This is a genomic window from Thiohalobacter sp. IOR34 (assembly GCF_030406045.1).
GTDB lineage: Bacteria > Pseudomonadota > Gammaproteobacteria > Thiohalobacterales > Thiohalobacteraceae.
The window spans coordinates 625580-639336 of record NZ_CP128988.1 but is presented as its reverse complement, the minus strand read 5'-3'; the positions used below and the strand labels follow the sequence as shown (position 1 = coordinate 639336).

14 protein-coding genes, 2 pseudogenes and 1 other annotated feature are annotated in these 13757 nt (G+C 60.7%); of the genes and pseudogenes, 6 read left to right on the top strand and 10 right to left on the bottom strand.

The window, feature by feature from the left end; genetic code table 11:
- Nucleotides 1-58 precede the first annotated feature (58 nt).
- From QVG61_RS03055 to QVG61_RS03045, 3 genes are all read left to right on the top strand, one after another.
- Nucleotides 59-604: a hypothetical protein gene (locus QVG61_RS03055; RefSeq protein WP_289931854.1), complete on the top strand. Its 546-nt coding sequence runs from the start codon at nucleotides 59-61 to the stop codon at nucleotides 602-604.
- Between the two features lie 400 nt (nucleotides 605-1004).
- Entirely contained in the window at nucleotides 1005-1460 is a 456-nt protein-coding gene (locus tag QVG61_RS03050) for a hypothetical protein (RefSeq protein ID WP_289931853.1), read from the top strand.
- Nucleotides 1461-1554: 94 nt separating this feature from the next.
- Nucleotides 1555-2340 carry a DUF3825 domain-containing protein gene (locus QVG61_RS03045; protein ID WP_289931852.1) on the top strand — a complete coding sequence of 262 codons (786 nt, stop codon included), beginning with the start codon at nucleotides 1555-1557 and terminating at the stop codon, nucleotides 2338-2340.
- 205 nt (nucleotides 2341-2545) lie between these two features.
- Here QVG61_RS03045 and QVG61_RS03040 read toward each other — a convergent pair.
- From QVG61_RS03040 to QVG61_RS03010, 7 genes and pseudogenes are all read right to left on the bottom strand, one after another.
- Nucleotides 2546-2875, bottom strand: a pseudogene (locus QVG61_RS03040) (integrase core domain-containing protein); the annotation flags it as partial.
- Nucleotides 2876-3092: 217 nt separating this feature from the next.
- Complete coding sequence (locus tag QVG61_RS03035) at nucleotides 3093-4637, bottom strand: IS66 family transposase (protein WP_289930005.1); 1545 nt, start codon at nucleotides 4635-4637, stop codon at nucleotides 3093-3095.
- A gap of 35 nt (nucleotides 4638-4672) precedes the next feature.
- Nucleotides 4673-5032, bottom strand: coding sequence for an IS66 family insertion sequence element accessory protein TnpB (tnpB, locus tag QVG61_RS03030; RefSeq protein ID WP_289930004.1), 360 nt, complete (start codon nucleotides 5030-5032; stop codon nucleotides 4673-4675).
- Nucleotides 5029-5364: a hypothetical protein gene (locus QVG61_RS03025; protein ID WP_289930003.1), complete on the bottom strand. Its 336-nt coding sequence runs from the start codon at nucleotides 5362-5364 to the stop codon at nucleotides 5029-5031. Before QVG61_RS03025 ends, tnpB begins: the two co-directional genes overlap by 4 nt.
- A 93-nt stretch (nucleotides 5365-5457) precedes the next feature.
- Nucleotides 5458-6338: pseudogene (locus tag QVG61_RS03020) on the bottom strand (IS3 family transposase); the annotation flags it as partial.
- Nucleotides 5944-6060, bottom strand: a sequence feature (AL1L pseudoknot). Its footprint overlaps the pseudogene before it by 117 nt.
- A gap of 446 nt (nucleotides 6339-6784) precedes the next feature.
- Nucleotides 6785-6985, bottom strand: a complete 201-nt coding sequence (locus QVG61_RS03015; RefSeq protein ID WP_289931850.1) for a type II toxin-antitoxin system RelE/ParE family toxin — start codon at nucleotides 6983-6985, stop codon at nucleotides 6785-6787.
- Between the two features lie 102 nt (nucleotides 6986-7087).
- Nucleotides 7088-7327: a type II toxin-antitoxin system ParD family antitoxin gene (locus tag QVG61_RS03010; protein WP_289931849.1), complete on the bottom strand. Its 240-nt coding sequence runs from the start codon at nucleotides 7325-7327 to the stop codon at nucleotides 7088-7090.
- A 266-nt stretch (nucleotides 7328-7593) separates the two neighbouring features.
- Between QVG61_RS03010 and QVG61_RS03005 the strand changes: the two genes are divergently transcribed.
- Both QVG61_RS03005 and QVG61_RS03000 read left to right on the top strand, forming a co-directional pair.
- Nucleotides 7594-8271 (top strand): Crp/Fnr family transcriptional regulator, encoded by a 678-nt coding sequence (locus QVG61_RS03005; RefSeq protein ID WP_289931848.1) that lies wholly within the window; start codon nucleotides 7594-7596, stop codon nucleotides 8269-8271.
- Nucleotides 8272-8363: 92 nt separating this feature from the next.
- Nucleotides 8364-8552, top strand: coding sequence for a DUF2892 domain-containing protein (locus QVG61_RS03000; RefSeq protein ID WP_289931847.1), 189 nt, complete (start codon nucleotides 8364-8366; stop codon nucleotides 8550-8552).
- Nucleotide 8553: 1 nt separating this feature from the next.
- On the opposite strand, the gene QVG61_RS02995 is transcribed toward QVG61_RS03000, so the two are convergent.
- Together QVG61_RS02995 and QVG61_RS02990 are read right to left on the bottom strand one after the other, a co-directional pair.
- The gene (locus QVG61_RS02995) at nucleotides 8554-9573 is read right to left on the bottom strand and encodes a DUF2333 family protein (RefSeq protein WP_354671200.1); all 1020 of its coding nucleotides are present in this window, start codon (nucleotides 9571-9573) and stop codon (nucleotides 8554-8556) included.
- Between the two features lie 103 nt (nucleotides 9574-9676).
- Nucleotides 9677-12073 (bottom strand): DUF748 domain-containing protein, encoded by a 2397-nt coding sequence (locus tag QVG61_RS02990; RefSeq protein WP_289931845.1) that lies wholly within the window; start codon nucleotides 12071-12073, stop codon nucleotides 9677-9679.
- A gap of 71 nt (nucleotides 12074-12144) precedes the next feature.
- On the opposite strand from QVG61_RS02990, the gene QVG61_RS02985 reads away from it, so the two are divergent.
- Nucleotides 12145-13464 carry an MATE family efflux transporter gene (locus QVG61_RS02985; RefSeq protein ID WP_289931844.1) on the top strand — a complete coding sequence of 440 codons (1320 nt, stop codon included), beginning with the start codon at nucleotides 12145-12147 and terminating at the stop codon, nucleotides 13462-13464.
- A 12-nt stretch (nucleotides 13465-13476) separates the two neighbouring features.
- Here the strand turns inward: QVG61_RS02985 and QVG61_RS02980 are convergent, their stop codons facing one another.
- Entirely contained in the window at nucleotides 13477-13653 is a 177-nt protein-coding gene (locus QVG61_RS02980; protein WP_289931843.1) for a PA3496 family putative envelope integrity protein, read from the bottom strand.
- Nucleotides 13654-13757: the final 104 nt, after the last annotated feature.

Below are 13757 nucleotides of genomic sequence, written 5' to 3'. Positions count from 1 at the left end.
TGTTTAAACATGGAAGTTTTCCAGATACACACTGTTAGGGCGCAATAGGAGAAGAACGGTGCGAAATATCAAACATGTCGGTTTTCTATTACCGGCGATTATTCTAATTATCCTTTTTGGAAATGTGGCAAGAGCAGCACAGGGTAGTGCGAATCAATTTTCTGCAAAAGTGAAAGTAACCGTTTCGGCTGATGACAACATAAAGGGGCAAGTTGAAAGTTACATTAAGAGAGAGTTGCGGTCTCTACAAGATGTCACTCTTGTAGACGAAGGGGCAGATTGGGAGCTAAGCATTCTTGCCATGGAGGTTTCAACTAAAGGCGGATACACAAGCGGCGTAATACTTTCAGTCGTCATTCTTTCTACATTTAACAATCAAATGGTTTCAGGAATGCTGCAAGAAAAATACAAAGAATTGGGTACAAATTTAACCAAGGGTCTCTATTTGTATCCAGATCATTGGCTTCGCGCTGGCGCTGATGACCAACTTCGTTCTTTGTGTATTAAGCTGATTGCCGACTTTGACAGCGAAAAATTGGAAGAAAGCCGAAAACAATACCGCGAAATCATGAAAATTATAGAATCAAGCAGCCCTAACAAATAGCTCCACTGGACAGAAAAAAGCGTCGCTCGTTCCTCGCTTTGCTTTTTTCTACCAGTGAGCATAGCGTTGGGCGCAACAAAAAACAAAAGGATATTGCCAACTCGAAAATAATAGCGGCAAGATCAAAAAAACTAAAAAAATGGTTTATTTGCATGCTGCAAAGGAGAAACACGAATAAAAGGCAAAAGCTGATTAAAAGCAAAAAGCATTTATTTCTATGTTTCTGCCAGTGCTTTCTGCAAACACAATAACCAGTATGCGCTGAGAGTTCCTGGCTCAGCACGCACATTAAATCAGGCGGCAACCATAAAGTAATGGCTGCCGCCCAACAAGGCGCTAAAGCGGGAACGCGCAAAAAACGCGCGTCCCCTTAGCTCGGCGTTAGATGCAAAAGGGAAATATGAGTAAGCCGTTCCAAAGAATAGGATCAAGATCAAATGCACATGTCGGCAATGATTTTGAATTAACAGCATTGGAGTTCTTTAAGAGTGAAGGATTAACGCTGGAACGCAATGTTAAAGTGCAAGTTGGGATAGAAGGCATAAAAAAGGAACATGCATTTGACTTGGGAAGTATCGAACAAAAAATAATAGTTGAGTGCAAGTCGCACAAATGGACATCCGGAGCCAATGTGCCAAGTGCAAAGCTAACAGTTTGGAATGAGGCTATGTATTATTTCGTGGCCGCACCAAAGGGCTTCCGAAAAATCATGTTTGTTTTGTACGACTTTAGCGAAAAAAGAAAAGAAACATTGGCGCAGTATTATTTACGAACATACAAGCATTTAGTTCCATGTGATGTTGAATTCTGGGAATATAATGAAACAAATTTACGTGCTGAGAAGCTATGCATCTAACAAGCGGGTCAACATGGACTGGCAATTCCGCTGCGCTTCATTGCCAGCCAGTTACCCTTATCGTTAGGGCAAGAAGAGCAAAAAGAGGCAATATATGACAAAGAGAAAGCCGTATGACTTCCCAGAACTTTTCCGTGATTTCGCGTTGATGCCAAAATTTGATGAGAATATCGAGTTTCTTGCCAAGATGGCTGAGCCGGAAGACTGGGATTATAAGAATATGACATCTTCCCATGATCATCCGGTGCTGCGTAACTATGTAACATACACCTATAGAAGAGTGGCTGAAGAGAAAAAGATAGCTGTCACTCCAGATGAAGAGTTTTGTTGTTGGAATTGCGGGCTAATTACCTCCAGCCAAGAGCCAATCTTCCTAGTGTTTGAAAGGAATAAGCTGGAGGATTCTGATCCTTACTGGCATTTCAAAAAATTCGCCCGGAAAGGTGAATGGGAATTGAACAGGTTTTCTTCATTGCCAGAAATGCCCCATTATTTTGATGACCCATCGGTCTTAGTATTCGATACTCGTAAAGAACTGAGAATAAATGTAGAGCATGTTGTTGCGGATAACATTGATAGGTTTCCTTCCGATCTGCAGACAATGAATCCGTATGGGTTGCAGAATATTGTAAAAGGTGCAATTGATTCTGCTATAGAAAGAGTCAAGAGAAATTATAAAACAGCTATCCCGCAGTATTACCAGGGAAGTATACAGCTTCTATTGCCTTTGAGTCTGACGAACCCATCAAAGGCCGACTTGGCTTTAGTTGTAGAGAGGTTCTCTGATTTTTACAGGGCTTCAACATGTTTAACGCTGGATATGGCGTACAACAATGCAAGGCAATTGGCGCGCCCTGATAGAGATTGGTTAGCCCCATGATATATGTAAGTCGATGCCCTAACAATCACATTCACTCGGACAGCAAAAAGCGCCGCTCGTTCCTCGCTCTGCTTTTTGCTGCCGGTGATGTGAAACGTTAGGCCTTCAAGTAATTTATTTGCAACAGGAGAGTAAATAATGGCAAAAACGACACCGCATCCCTATGTGAACCGCCCCGGATATTCCGGAGACTGTTTTGTTTGAGTCAGGCCGCCTTGGCCGACTCTTGCTGGTGGCGATAATACGCCGCTTCCAACTCCGCCGGTGGCACATTGCCGATCGGCTCCAGCAGCCGCCGGTGGTTGAACCAGTCCACCCACTCCAGGGTCGCGTACTCGACCGCCTCCATGTTCTTCCAGGGACCCCGCCGGTAGATAACCTCGGCCTTGTACAGGCCATTGATCGTTTCCGCCAAAGCGTTGTCGTATGAGTCACCCCGGCTGCCGACAGAGGCTTCAATACCTGCCTCGGCCAATCGCTCCGTATAGCGCACCGACAGGTACTGGCAACCCCGGTCGCTGTGATGCACTAGACCCTCCGTGGTAAGCGCAAAATGACCGACGCCCTTGCGCTGTGGTGCCAAGTGACATTTGGGGGTGGGGTCCAGGGCTTGCAGGACGAGACGGGCGTGTTACATTGAGCCTCGGCAGGGATGCCGGGATCGCGACAGGGAGCGTCGATGTGAAGGTGCTGTAGGCGCCCGAGGTATCCAATGGCCGTGGCTGCAGGGAGGCGGCCACGGTCCTGCCGTCTCAGGCGCCGGGCAGCAGCGCCTCGATGGCTTCAATGGTATTGGCCCGGGGCAGTTCGCTGAACACCCGCCGCAAGTAGGCATAAGGCTCCAGCCCGTTCGCTTTGGCCGTCTCGATCAACGAGTACAGGTTGGCGCTGGCTTTCACGCCTTTTACGGATGTGCTGAACAGCCAGTTCTTGCGTCCAACCACGAATGGCCGGATGGCATTCTCCGCCCCGTTGTTGTCGATCTCCAGGCGGCCGTCCTCCAGGTAGCGAACTAGCTTGGGCCATTCGTTGTTCAGGTAGTTCAGCGCCTTTCCGGTGGCCGTGGCCGGCGGTACCTGTGGCAGGACCTCGTCCAGCCAGGTCCGCAGGGTTTCGAGCAGGGGTTTGGCGTGGCGCTGCCGATGCGCATGGCGGTCTTTCGGTTCGAGCGTGCGCGCCTGCTTTTCTACCCGGTACAGCTTCTGGATCAGCGCCAGACCCCGATGGGCATGGCCGCCTTTGCGGTTTTTGTGCTTGCCCTTGCCCTGCGCCTGCACCGCCTCGTGGAACTTGCGCCGTGCATGCGCCATGCAGCCCACGTGCGTCAGGCCATGGGCCGCCACAACAGCATTGTATCCATCATAGCCATCCGTTTGCAGATAGCCCGTAAAGCCCTCCAGCAGGCGCTTCGGCACCGTCTGGCTCCGGCTCGGGTCGTAGTCGTACAGCACCACCCGTTGCTCCGGTGGCCCGCCACGCTGCACCCACAGGTAGGACTTCGACCGGGCGGTCTTGCCCGGTGCCTTCAGCACCTGCACCGGCGTCTCGTCCATCTGCACGATGTCATAGGCCAGCAACCGGTCTCGCAGCAGGTTGATCACCGGCTGGACGAGCGCTCCGGCCTGGATCATCCAGTTTGCCAGCGTCGCCCGGGGCAGATCCACCCCGATCCGGTTCAGGATCGTCGCCTGCCGGTACAGCGGCAGCGCATCCTGGTACTTCGAGACCGTGATGTGCGCCAGCAGGCCCGGTGAGGCCAGGCTTTTGGGGATCGGCTGGGGCGGCAGCGGTGCGGTCTTGATGCACTGGCCGCAGGTGCAGGCGTACTGCTTGCGGATGTGCCGGATCACACGGATCTTCGCCGGGACGATATCCAGCTGTTCGGAACTCACCTCGCCGATCTCGGCCAGCCGGGCACCATCGCGCGGGCAGAACCGGTCCGGCTCCGGTAACTCGTGGACCACCTCGATACGAGGCAGTGTGTCGGGTAATGGCTTGCGACCGCGCTTCCTGCGGGTGTGTGCGGGGACCGCGACGACGGCGTCTTCATCAGACTCCGCAGCCTCGGCCTCAACCTCGGCTTCGTCGAACAGCCGGATCTGGTCGGGCGAGAGTTTTTCGCTGCTGGCCGCATAGCGCCGGGCCAGTGCGAGGTTCAGTTGTTCGGTGAGGGTGAGTACCTGCGCCTTGTAGCGCTGGTTCTCCGTGGTGAGTTGTTCGTTGCGGCTGAGCTGGTCGGCGACCAGTGCCTTGAGGGCTTCGACGTCATCCGGCAGCTGATCCAGTGCAATCGGCATGCACTCCATTATACGACAATGACCGGTAAAATACGCTACAAAACACTGCGATAGTGCAACCGTTCATGCGGCTGGAGGCGCATGACATCGTAACCGTCCAGCAGCCAGTTCAGTTGCTGGCCGGTCAGCGTGATGACCTCCGCATCCACCTTGCGCGGCCACTTGAAGCGGTCCCGCTCCAGGCGCTTGTGCCACAGGCAGAAGCCGTTGCGTTCCCAGTACAGGATCTTGACCTTGTCCCGCCGCCGGTTGCAGAACACGAACAGCTGCTCGGAGAACGGATCCAGCGCCAGGACCTCTTCTACCAGCACCGCCAGACCGTTGATCCCCTTGCGGAAGTCGACCACGTCCCGGCACAGGTACACAACGGGCAGGTCGTTCGAGGGCCGCATCATCTGAGCGTGGCCGCCGTGTTCAGGACGATCGCCAGGGCAGCGCTGTCCACCTCGCCAGAGAACGCCACCGACACACCGTTCGGTAACTGGATACGCCAGTCGTCACCGGCCGGGATCGGGGCTATCTGCACCCGCTGGAACCGGCTTGGCGGTGTGCGCGGCAGAACCCCCTTGCGAATCAGCGTCTGCTTCCCGGCGTACATCGCCGAGGCGGAGAAACCCTGTTCCGCCGCATACTCGGCAACCGTCTTTCCCGAGGCCTCACAGGCACGGACCTGTTCCAGCCAGTAGCGCTGACGCTCCGTCAGCTCGTTCTCTTCAACTCGATCCATCTTCTTGCTCCGCCATGTTTGAAATGGCGGAGCTTGCAGAAAACAGCTTCAGGCAGGTAGGGCGTCGTTTATTTTGCGGTTACCCTCCGTGTCCCGGCGAGACCACAGCGCCTGCTCCAGCGCATCCAGCACCAGGTCCGTCCGGAGCGAGCGCGACACGCGCCAGCCTACGATCCGGCGGGCGTAGACGTCCACTACGAACGCCACATAGACAAAGCCCGCCCAGGTTGCCACGAAGGTGATATCCGCCACCCACAGCTGGTTGGGACGCGTCGCCGTAAATCGCCGGTTCACCCGGTCCAGCGGACGGTCCGCCGCCTCATCGCCGACCGTCGTCCGGCAGCGGCGTCCACGTACCACGCCACGCAGCCCCTGCGACCTCATCAGACGCTCCACCGTGCAGCGTGCCACCGCGAACCCCTCCCGGTTCAACTGACGCCAGACCTTCCGGGCACCATACACCTGGAAGTTCTCCTCCCAGACCCGCCGGACCTCATCGGACAGTGCCTGGTCGCGCTTCACACGCGGCGGTAGCCGTTCCGGGTCGGCCTCACGGGCCTTGTGTTCGTAGTAGGTCGACGGGGCAATCGGCAATACCGCGCAGATCGGCTCGACCCCGTAGCGATCCTTGTGATCGTCGATGTAGGCGATCATCTCCTCAGCTTGCGGTCGAGCTCCGCCTGGGCGAAAAAAGCCGACGCCGTCTTCAGTATCTCGTTGGCCCGCTTCAGCTCCCGGTTCTCCCGCTCCAGCGCCTTGAGCCGCTCACGTTCCGAGGTCGTCAGGCCCTCTCGCAGTCCCTGGTCACGCTCCGCCTGCCTCACCCATTTCCGAAGTGTCTCCGGCGTACAGCCAATCTTGGCCGCAATGGAGGCCATCGCCGCCCACTGTGAATCATGTTCACCCTGGTGCTCGAACACCATGCGAACCGCCCGTTCCCGCACTTCCGGGGAATATCTCGTACTCTTCTTCATGACTCTATCCTCTCAAGAAATAGAGTCTCCGGTAAACCCGGGGCGGTTCAATTATCGAATTGGGCTAAATGTGACGTGGCCCAATTCCACCGGACACCCCAGTTAAGGGATAATCCCTGCTCTGATTTTCATTTTTGATGCCGGGAAAAAGGATATTGCTATGTTGATCTACCCGACTTTCTTGTTAATTGCATCTGTTTTGGTGGTTGTCGGTCTTGGTGTGTATCAGAAGTTGACTCGGGGTGATGTGAAGTAGCCACTATGCAAGCATTATCACGTTGCTGTTGAATATTGCAGTAGCATGATTGGAATTCCGGGGACAGTATACTCAAATATTCCTATGGTTTGGCTGCACACTCGGAGTAGAAGAATCCAGGCCTGAGAGGGGATTCGGATAGAACGCTGTTGCAGGCGAAATATGTCTACTGTCCCCAGAATCCTATACGTTATGTCTGAAAAATGGATTCGGAAACATCCATGCGCTTATGAAGCACACGAACAATTTCAATTCGGTTGGAGTAGGCTCGGTAATAGATTACGTGGTTGGCGATAGGAAATTTTCTATAGCCACGCTTAATGTAATTACAGATTTTGCCAAGCTCTGGGTTGTCGGCTAACTGATGAAACGTATCATCAAGTTGGGCCAAGTATTTATTGTGCTGATCGACTCCCCGGCGTTATTGCGTAAACTTGGCAATACCTACCAGGTCGTTTTTGGCTGCATTGGTGAGTAGAAAATGAGGCACTATTTAGTGGACGTCATTGTTCAGTTCGTCGATAAGCCCTGTAAGCGTGTAGTTGGAGATCCCGCTTTGCTCGCCTTCTTCAAGTAATTTTCGAAGGGTAGAAAGCTTGGTTTCTTCCTCCTCCAACAACCGCAGAGCAGCACGAATCACTTCGCTAGTGGAAGAGAATCGCCCGGTTTTCAGTTGTTTATTTATAAAGCGCTCAAAGTGAGGGCCAAGAGTAATACTGGTGTTTTTGCTCATCTCACAACCCCCCAGGAATATCAATAACCTGTATTGTGATGAGGCATAACAATCGCGTCAATCCAGACTGGCTACCCCGACGTTTCTCGTTCCTCGTCGCTCTGGGTTAGCCAGCCGGTTACACAAATCGTTAGAAACCATGGGGTGCGTCTCATGAGTGATGAAAAAAACCGGGCAAAGAGAAAAGCGTTTTGCTGAAGCAATGGCAGAGATGGCCAAGTCTATCATGAGCCACAATTGCCGGGCCGCGGGAGCATACAGCATATATGAGTGACAAACAGGCACTCTGGCAACGGCAATTTCCGGCACTGGTTGCCGACGACGATCCGGTGCTCGCCGCCCTGGCTGAGCAGGCGCGGCTGGTGACGCTGCCCGCCGGCCAGCGGGTGTTCCAGCCGGGCGGCCGCTGCGAAAGCTATCTGCTGGTCGCCAGCGGCAGCGTGCGCGTCCAGCTTCTCACCGAGAGTGGCCGGGAGGTGGTGCTCTACCATGTCCGTGCCGGCGACTCCTGCGTCCTCACCACGTCCTGTCTGTTGGGTGGCGACCACTACCCGGCGGAAGGCGTCACCGAGACCGAGGTACAGGCCTTCCTGGTCGCCGGGCGGGACTTCGATGCGGCGCTGCAGGAGTCGGGCCGTTTCCGCCGCTTCGTGTTCGCCCGCCTCGGCGCCCGCCTGGCCGAGATCATCGCCCGTATCGAGCAGCTCACGGCCTGCAGCATCGACAGCCGGCTGGCCCACACCCTGCTCGGCCTGCGCGATGCCGGCGACAGGGCGCGGATCACCCATCAGGCCCTGGCCGCCGAACTGGGCACGGCCCGCGAGGTGGTGTCACGACATCTCAAGCAATTCGAGGAACGCGGCTGGCTGGAGCTCGGCCGCGGCAGCATCCGCATTTGCGATGCCGCTGCCCTGGCCCGCCTATTGCAGCAAGGCGGCCCGTAAAGCTGTGTGACTCAGTCACTGACAGGACGGCGGGCGAAGGGGAAGATGGGCGCACTCTCGATACCCTTCAACAGCAAGAGGAGAACCGCATCATGTCCTGCAACGTCGGCGGCATCGACCGCGCCCTTCGCATCATCATCGGCCTTGCCCTGGTGGCCATCGTCTTCGTCGGCCCGCAGACGCCCTGGGGCTGGCTCGGCCTGATCCCCCTGATCACCGGCCTGATCGGCTTCTGCCCGCTGTATACCCTGCTCGGCGTCAAGACCTGCAAGAGCAGTTGACTCAGCCCTGCTGCAGCAGATCGCGCAGGTCGATCACCGCGGCATTGGCGCGGGCCAGGTAGTTGGCCATGGTCAGCGAGTAGTTGGCGAACAGGCCGAAGCCGCTGCCATTGAGGACGAAAGGACTCAGGGTCGGCTCCTGAGTGGCCTCCAGTTCGCGGATGATCTGGCGCAGCGAGACCAGGGCGTTCTTCTTGCGCAGGATCTCGCTGAAGTCCAGCTCCACCGCGCGCAGGATGTGCAGCAGCGCCCAGGCCGTGCCACGCGCCTCGTAGAAGACATCGTCCAGCTCACGCCAGGGGGTCTTCACCTCCACCGCCTCCGGGCTGCGGGTCGCCTGGCGTGCCGCCGTCTCCCCGGCCAGGTCGGTGTTGATGCGCAACTGGCCGACGCTGGCGCTGAGCCGCTGCGAAAGGCTGCCGAGCCGCTTGGAGACGATCTCCAGGTACTGGCGCAGGTTGTCGGCACGGGCATAGAACTGGGCGTCGGAAGCGGCCGGGTCGGCAAGCCGTTGGAGATAGCGACCCAGGGCGCGCAGGCCCTTGCGGTATTCCCCTTCGGTGGCGGGCAGGATCCAGGAATCGTTCTGGAAATTGAACTGCGGCTCGGCCTGGGCCAGGTCCTTGTCCTCCACCGACTGCGACTGGGAACGGGAGAAGTGATTGCGCAGCGCCGCGGCGCCGTCGCGCAGCATTACCAGGCTGCCGAATTCCCAGTTGGGCATGTTGTCCAGCCACAGCCCAGGCGGAAACAGATCGTTGGACAGATAGCCGCCGGGCTTGTCGAGCAGGGTCTCACCGATGCGCATCAGGGTGCTGGTGTAGACATAACCCACCACCAGCCGCTCGCTATCGCCGGCGGCGCGTTCCAGCGCCACCTGGCGCACATCGAAGGGCTCCGGCTGGCGGCTCCAGTAGACACCGAGCAGCCCGCAGACCAGCAGATAGGTCAGCAGCAGCAGGCCAAGGCTCCACAGCAGCCCCTTCTCCTTCAGGGTGCGCGGATGGTAGAGGCGACGCAGGGTGTCGGCGCCGCGGGCGCCCCACTCCAGGAAGCGGCTGATCCAGTCGGTCAATCTATCTATCACCTGCGCAGGTCCTTTGTATGGGGAAAACGGCTCTGGTTCAAAGCGCCAGTTCGACACGCGGCTCGGCATTCTCCACCGCATCGATCTGCGAACGGCAGACCAGCAGCCGCGCCGGATCGATGCCGTGCGTCTCGACCAGCAGCCGGCGGACGGCCGCGGCCCGGGCATCGGCCAGGTTCAGCAAGGCCGTTTCCAGATCCACCCTGGCCGGCCGCCGCTGCACCTGCATCATAGCCCGGTCCCGGGCCACGGCAAAGGCGCATATCCTGAGCTGCAGCGCCGGCCGTTCGTCGAGCAGCCGGGCGATCCTGGCCAGGTAGTCACCGGCTGCGGCATCGGGTTCGCTCGCACCCGGCGCAAAGCGCAGCGGCTCCAGCCGCAGGCGACCGGCCTTGTCGACCAGGAACTTGCCCACCACGAACAGCGTGCTGTAGGGCTGCAGGGCATACTTCAGATAGCCGACTGCCGCCGTCTTCAGGGTCTTGGCCAGCGCCTGGCGGATGGCATCGGAGGGGTCGAAGGCGGGGTCCGTGAGCAGGCCGGCGACCGGCAACTGCAGGTGGATGTCGCCTTGCTTGTCGCGCAGCATGTCGAGCGCCGTTTCCAGCGGCATGGCCAGGGTCTTCTCCACCTCGGCCGCCTTCTCTTCGCTGACCCGCTGCACTGCCAGGCGGTGCAGGCGGACGTCGTTTTCCGCCTGCAGACGCCCGGCCTCGATCTTCAGCTCGCTGTCGAGGTCGAGGGTGCCACTCTCCAGCCGGTAGCCGAACTGGGCCTCGGCGTAGGGCGACAGCGGCGGCAGGTCGAGGCGCTCGAGCTTGAGCTGCAGCTCGCTCGACAGCGCCTCGCCGAAGGGTTTCAGCCAGCCTTCGGCCTGCAGCCGCGCATACTCCCCGGGGCGGGCGGCCAGATACAGCCGTACCGGCTGCCCGGCGTCCCCCGTATCGAGCCCGGCGAGACGGAACCCCTCGATCGCCAGGCGACTCTTCACAGCGGGCGTGACGGCCGCATCGAGCAGTTCGACATAACCGCCCTCAGCCAGTTCCAGACTGGTCAGACGCAGGCGGACCGCCATGCCGCCACCGCCCGCCGGCAGCGGCGGCACCAGCCAGCGGCCGGTGGCATCCCGCCGCAGTCGCAAGCGCAGCCCCTGCAGGCGGACCTGGCCGATATCGATCTCCCGGCCGCGAATCGTCACCGGCCGCAACGTGCCCGCCCCCACGCCGAGCAGCGGGATCCGCCGCTGGCCGGGGAGCGGCGCCGCGACCAGTCCCTCGCCCCCCTGGAAATCCACCCCGGCCAGGCGGACCAGCGCCGGCCCCTCGACCTCGACGCCGTCCAGTTTGAGCCACTGCAGCGCCAGCAGGGTCACTGCCCGTTCTGTCTCCTCGGTGCGCAGGCTCACGCCATCCAGCGTACCCTGCAGTCTCAGGCCGCCCGGCGCATCCAGCGCCGGCCAGTCCAGGCGTCCACCCCAGGCCAGCCGCCGGGCGGCATGGCGCAGCCGCGGCTGATCCTGGGCCAGCGCCAGGCCCCGCCCCTCCAGCCGCCCCTGCAGGAACAGGCCGATGACCGCGCCCAGTTCGAACCGCCCCTTGCCCTGCCAGGCCAGGCGCTCGCCGGAGAACCGCAGCCTGTTCGTCTCCAGCGCCGCCTCGCGCAGCGTCAGCCGGCCCTCGTGCCGGAGCTGCAGACCCGCCGGACGGCGTTCGAAGTCGAGCCGCAGACGGGCATCGAGCAGGCCGCCGATCCCCCGCCAGTCAGCCGGCAGCAGACCGGCGTAAGGCGCGATCGACTGCCCCTCGGCGCGCAACCGCAGCCGGCCATGCAGCCGCGGCGCGAAGGCATGGATTTCTCCGGAGAGCGTCAGTGGACGGCCGTTGAGCGCACCCGTCAGGGCCAGGTGCAGCGGCTGCTGCGGCCGGGCGCTGTCCAGGTCCCCGATCTCGAACGAACGCACGTGCAGGCGGCTGTGCCATTGCGGCAGGCGCAGGTCGAGACGCGCCGCGGCCAGCGTCAGCCGATCGAGCTGCAGGGCCCAGCCCGTGTCCGCCACGGGCGGCGCCGCGGGGATCGGCAGCGGCCTCGCCAGACCAGCCATCCGCCAGTGCCTTCCGCTGCGGCTCAGTTCGACGCGCAGTCCGCTGAGGGACAGTCGACGGATGTGCAGCCGCCGTTGCAACAACGGCCGCCACTCGAAGCCGAGATCCAGGCTGTCCAGCTCCAGCCATCCCTTGCCATCGCCAAGGCGCAGGCCGGACAGACGCAGGGTGCCGGTGAAGGGATTGACGTGGACCCGCTGCAGCTCGACCTCGACGGCGCCGCCGGCGCGCAGCGCCTGGCGCAGGCCATAGTCGATGGCATGGGGCAGGGCCAGCAGCAGCACCATGCCCAGCAGCGCCGCACCGAGCAGCAAGATCACCAGTCTCCGCATCGCGCTTCCTTTCCGGTTCCCGCGGCCGGCCGCTGGATATTGGAGGGTAAAGGCGGCACACTGCGCAGCCCATGAATCCCGTCACCGCGACAGGACACCGGCAGCGCCGCATCTGGGCACTGGCCGGCCCGATCATTCTATCCAATCTTTCGGTGCCCCTGTTGGGAATGATCGACACCGCGGTGGTCGGTCACCTGCCGGAGGCGCGTCATATCGGCGCCGTGGCGCTCGGCGCCATGATCATCCACTTCCTGTTCTGGGCCTTCGGCTTCCTGCGCATGAGCACCACCGGCCTGACCGCCCAGGCCTGCGGCGCGGAGGACGGCGATGCGCTGCGCCTCGTGCTCGGCCGCGGCCTGCTGCTGGCCATCGCCCTGGCGCTCGTCCTGCTGCTGTTGCAGGCACCGCTCGCGGCTCTCGCCTTCCGGCTGATCGACGCCGAACCGGCGGTCACCGAGGCGGCCCGCGGCTACTATGGGGTTCGCATCTGGGCGGCGCCGGCGACGCTGGCCAATTACGTCTTCTGGGGCTGGTTCCTCGGCCTGCAGAATTCGCGCATTCCGCTGATCGTCATGCTGCTGATCAACGGCTGCAACGCCCTGCTGGACTATGTCTTCGTGATGCACCTGGGGATGGCGGCGGAGGGCGTGGCCCTGGCCTCGCTGATCGCCGAATACCTCGGCCTGCTGCTGGCGCTGGGCTTCGCCCGGCGGACCCTGCGCACCTTCCCCGGCCGCTGGTCCTGGCCGGCGCTGCGCGAGCCCGCGGCGCTGCGCCAGTTGCTGCGGGTCAATCACGACCTGTTCCTTCGTACCCTCGGCCTGCTCGGCGCCCTGGCCTTCTTCACCATCCAGGGGGCGCGTTTCGGCGAGCTGATCCTGGCCGCCAACGCCGTGCTGTTCAACTTCCAGACCTTCATGGCCTACGGGCTGGACGGCTTCGCCCACACCGCCGAGGCCCTGGTCGGCCGCGCCCTGGGGGCCGGTGACCGGCAAGCCTTGCGCCGCGATCTGCGGGACACAGCCCTGTGGTCGGCGCTCAGCGCCCTGCTCTTCAGCCTGCTGTTCGCGCTCGCCGGCCAGCCGCTGATCGGCCTGCTCACCGACATCGAGGCGGTGCGCAGCGAGGCGCTGCGCTACCTGCCCTGGGTGATCGCCCTGCCGCTGGTCTCGGTCTGGGCGTTCTGGCTGGACGGGGTGTTCATCGGCGCCACGCGCAGCGCCGACCTGCGCCGCGGCATGCTGCTCGCGGTGTTCGCCGTCTATCTGCCGGCCTGGTACCTGCTGCAACCCCTGGGCAACCACGGGCTCTGGGCCGCGCTGCTGCTGTTCATGGCGGCGCGCGGCCTGAGCCTGGGCGGCTTTCTCTGGCGGCGGCCGCTGCCAGGGTGAAGGGAAGACGGGTCAGTCCTCGTCGAAGACCTCGTGCAACTGGGCGCGCAACCATTCGGCCTCGCGCCGCTCCTCGATACGCCGGCGCGCCACCGCGCGGCGGATGGCATTGGCCGAGGACTTGGTCTTGTGCTTCTTGGCCGGCGCCGTGGCCGACACGGAAATGGAACTGCGTTTGACTGGGCTCATTGGCATTCCCCCGGTCTGCGGTGGAAACGGCCTTGTCAGGCGAGGGTCTCCATGACCTTGTCAGGGATAGCGTCCGGCCGGGGCTCGGGCTTTAGCACCAGGGC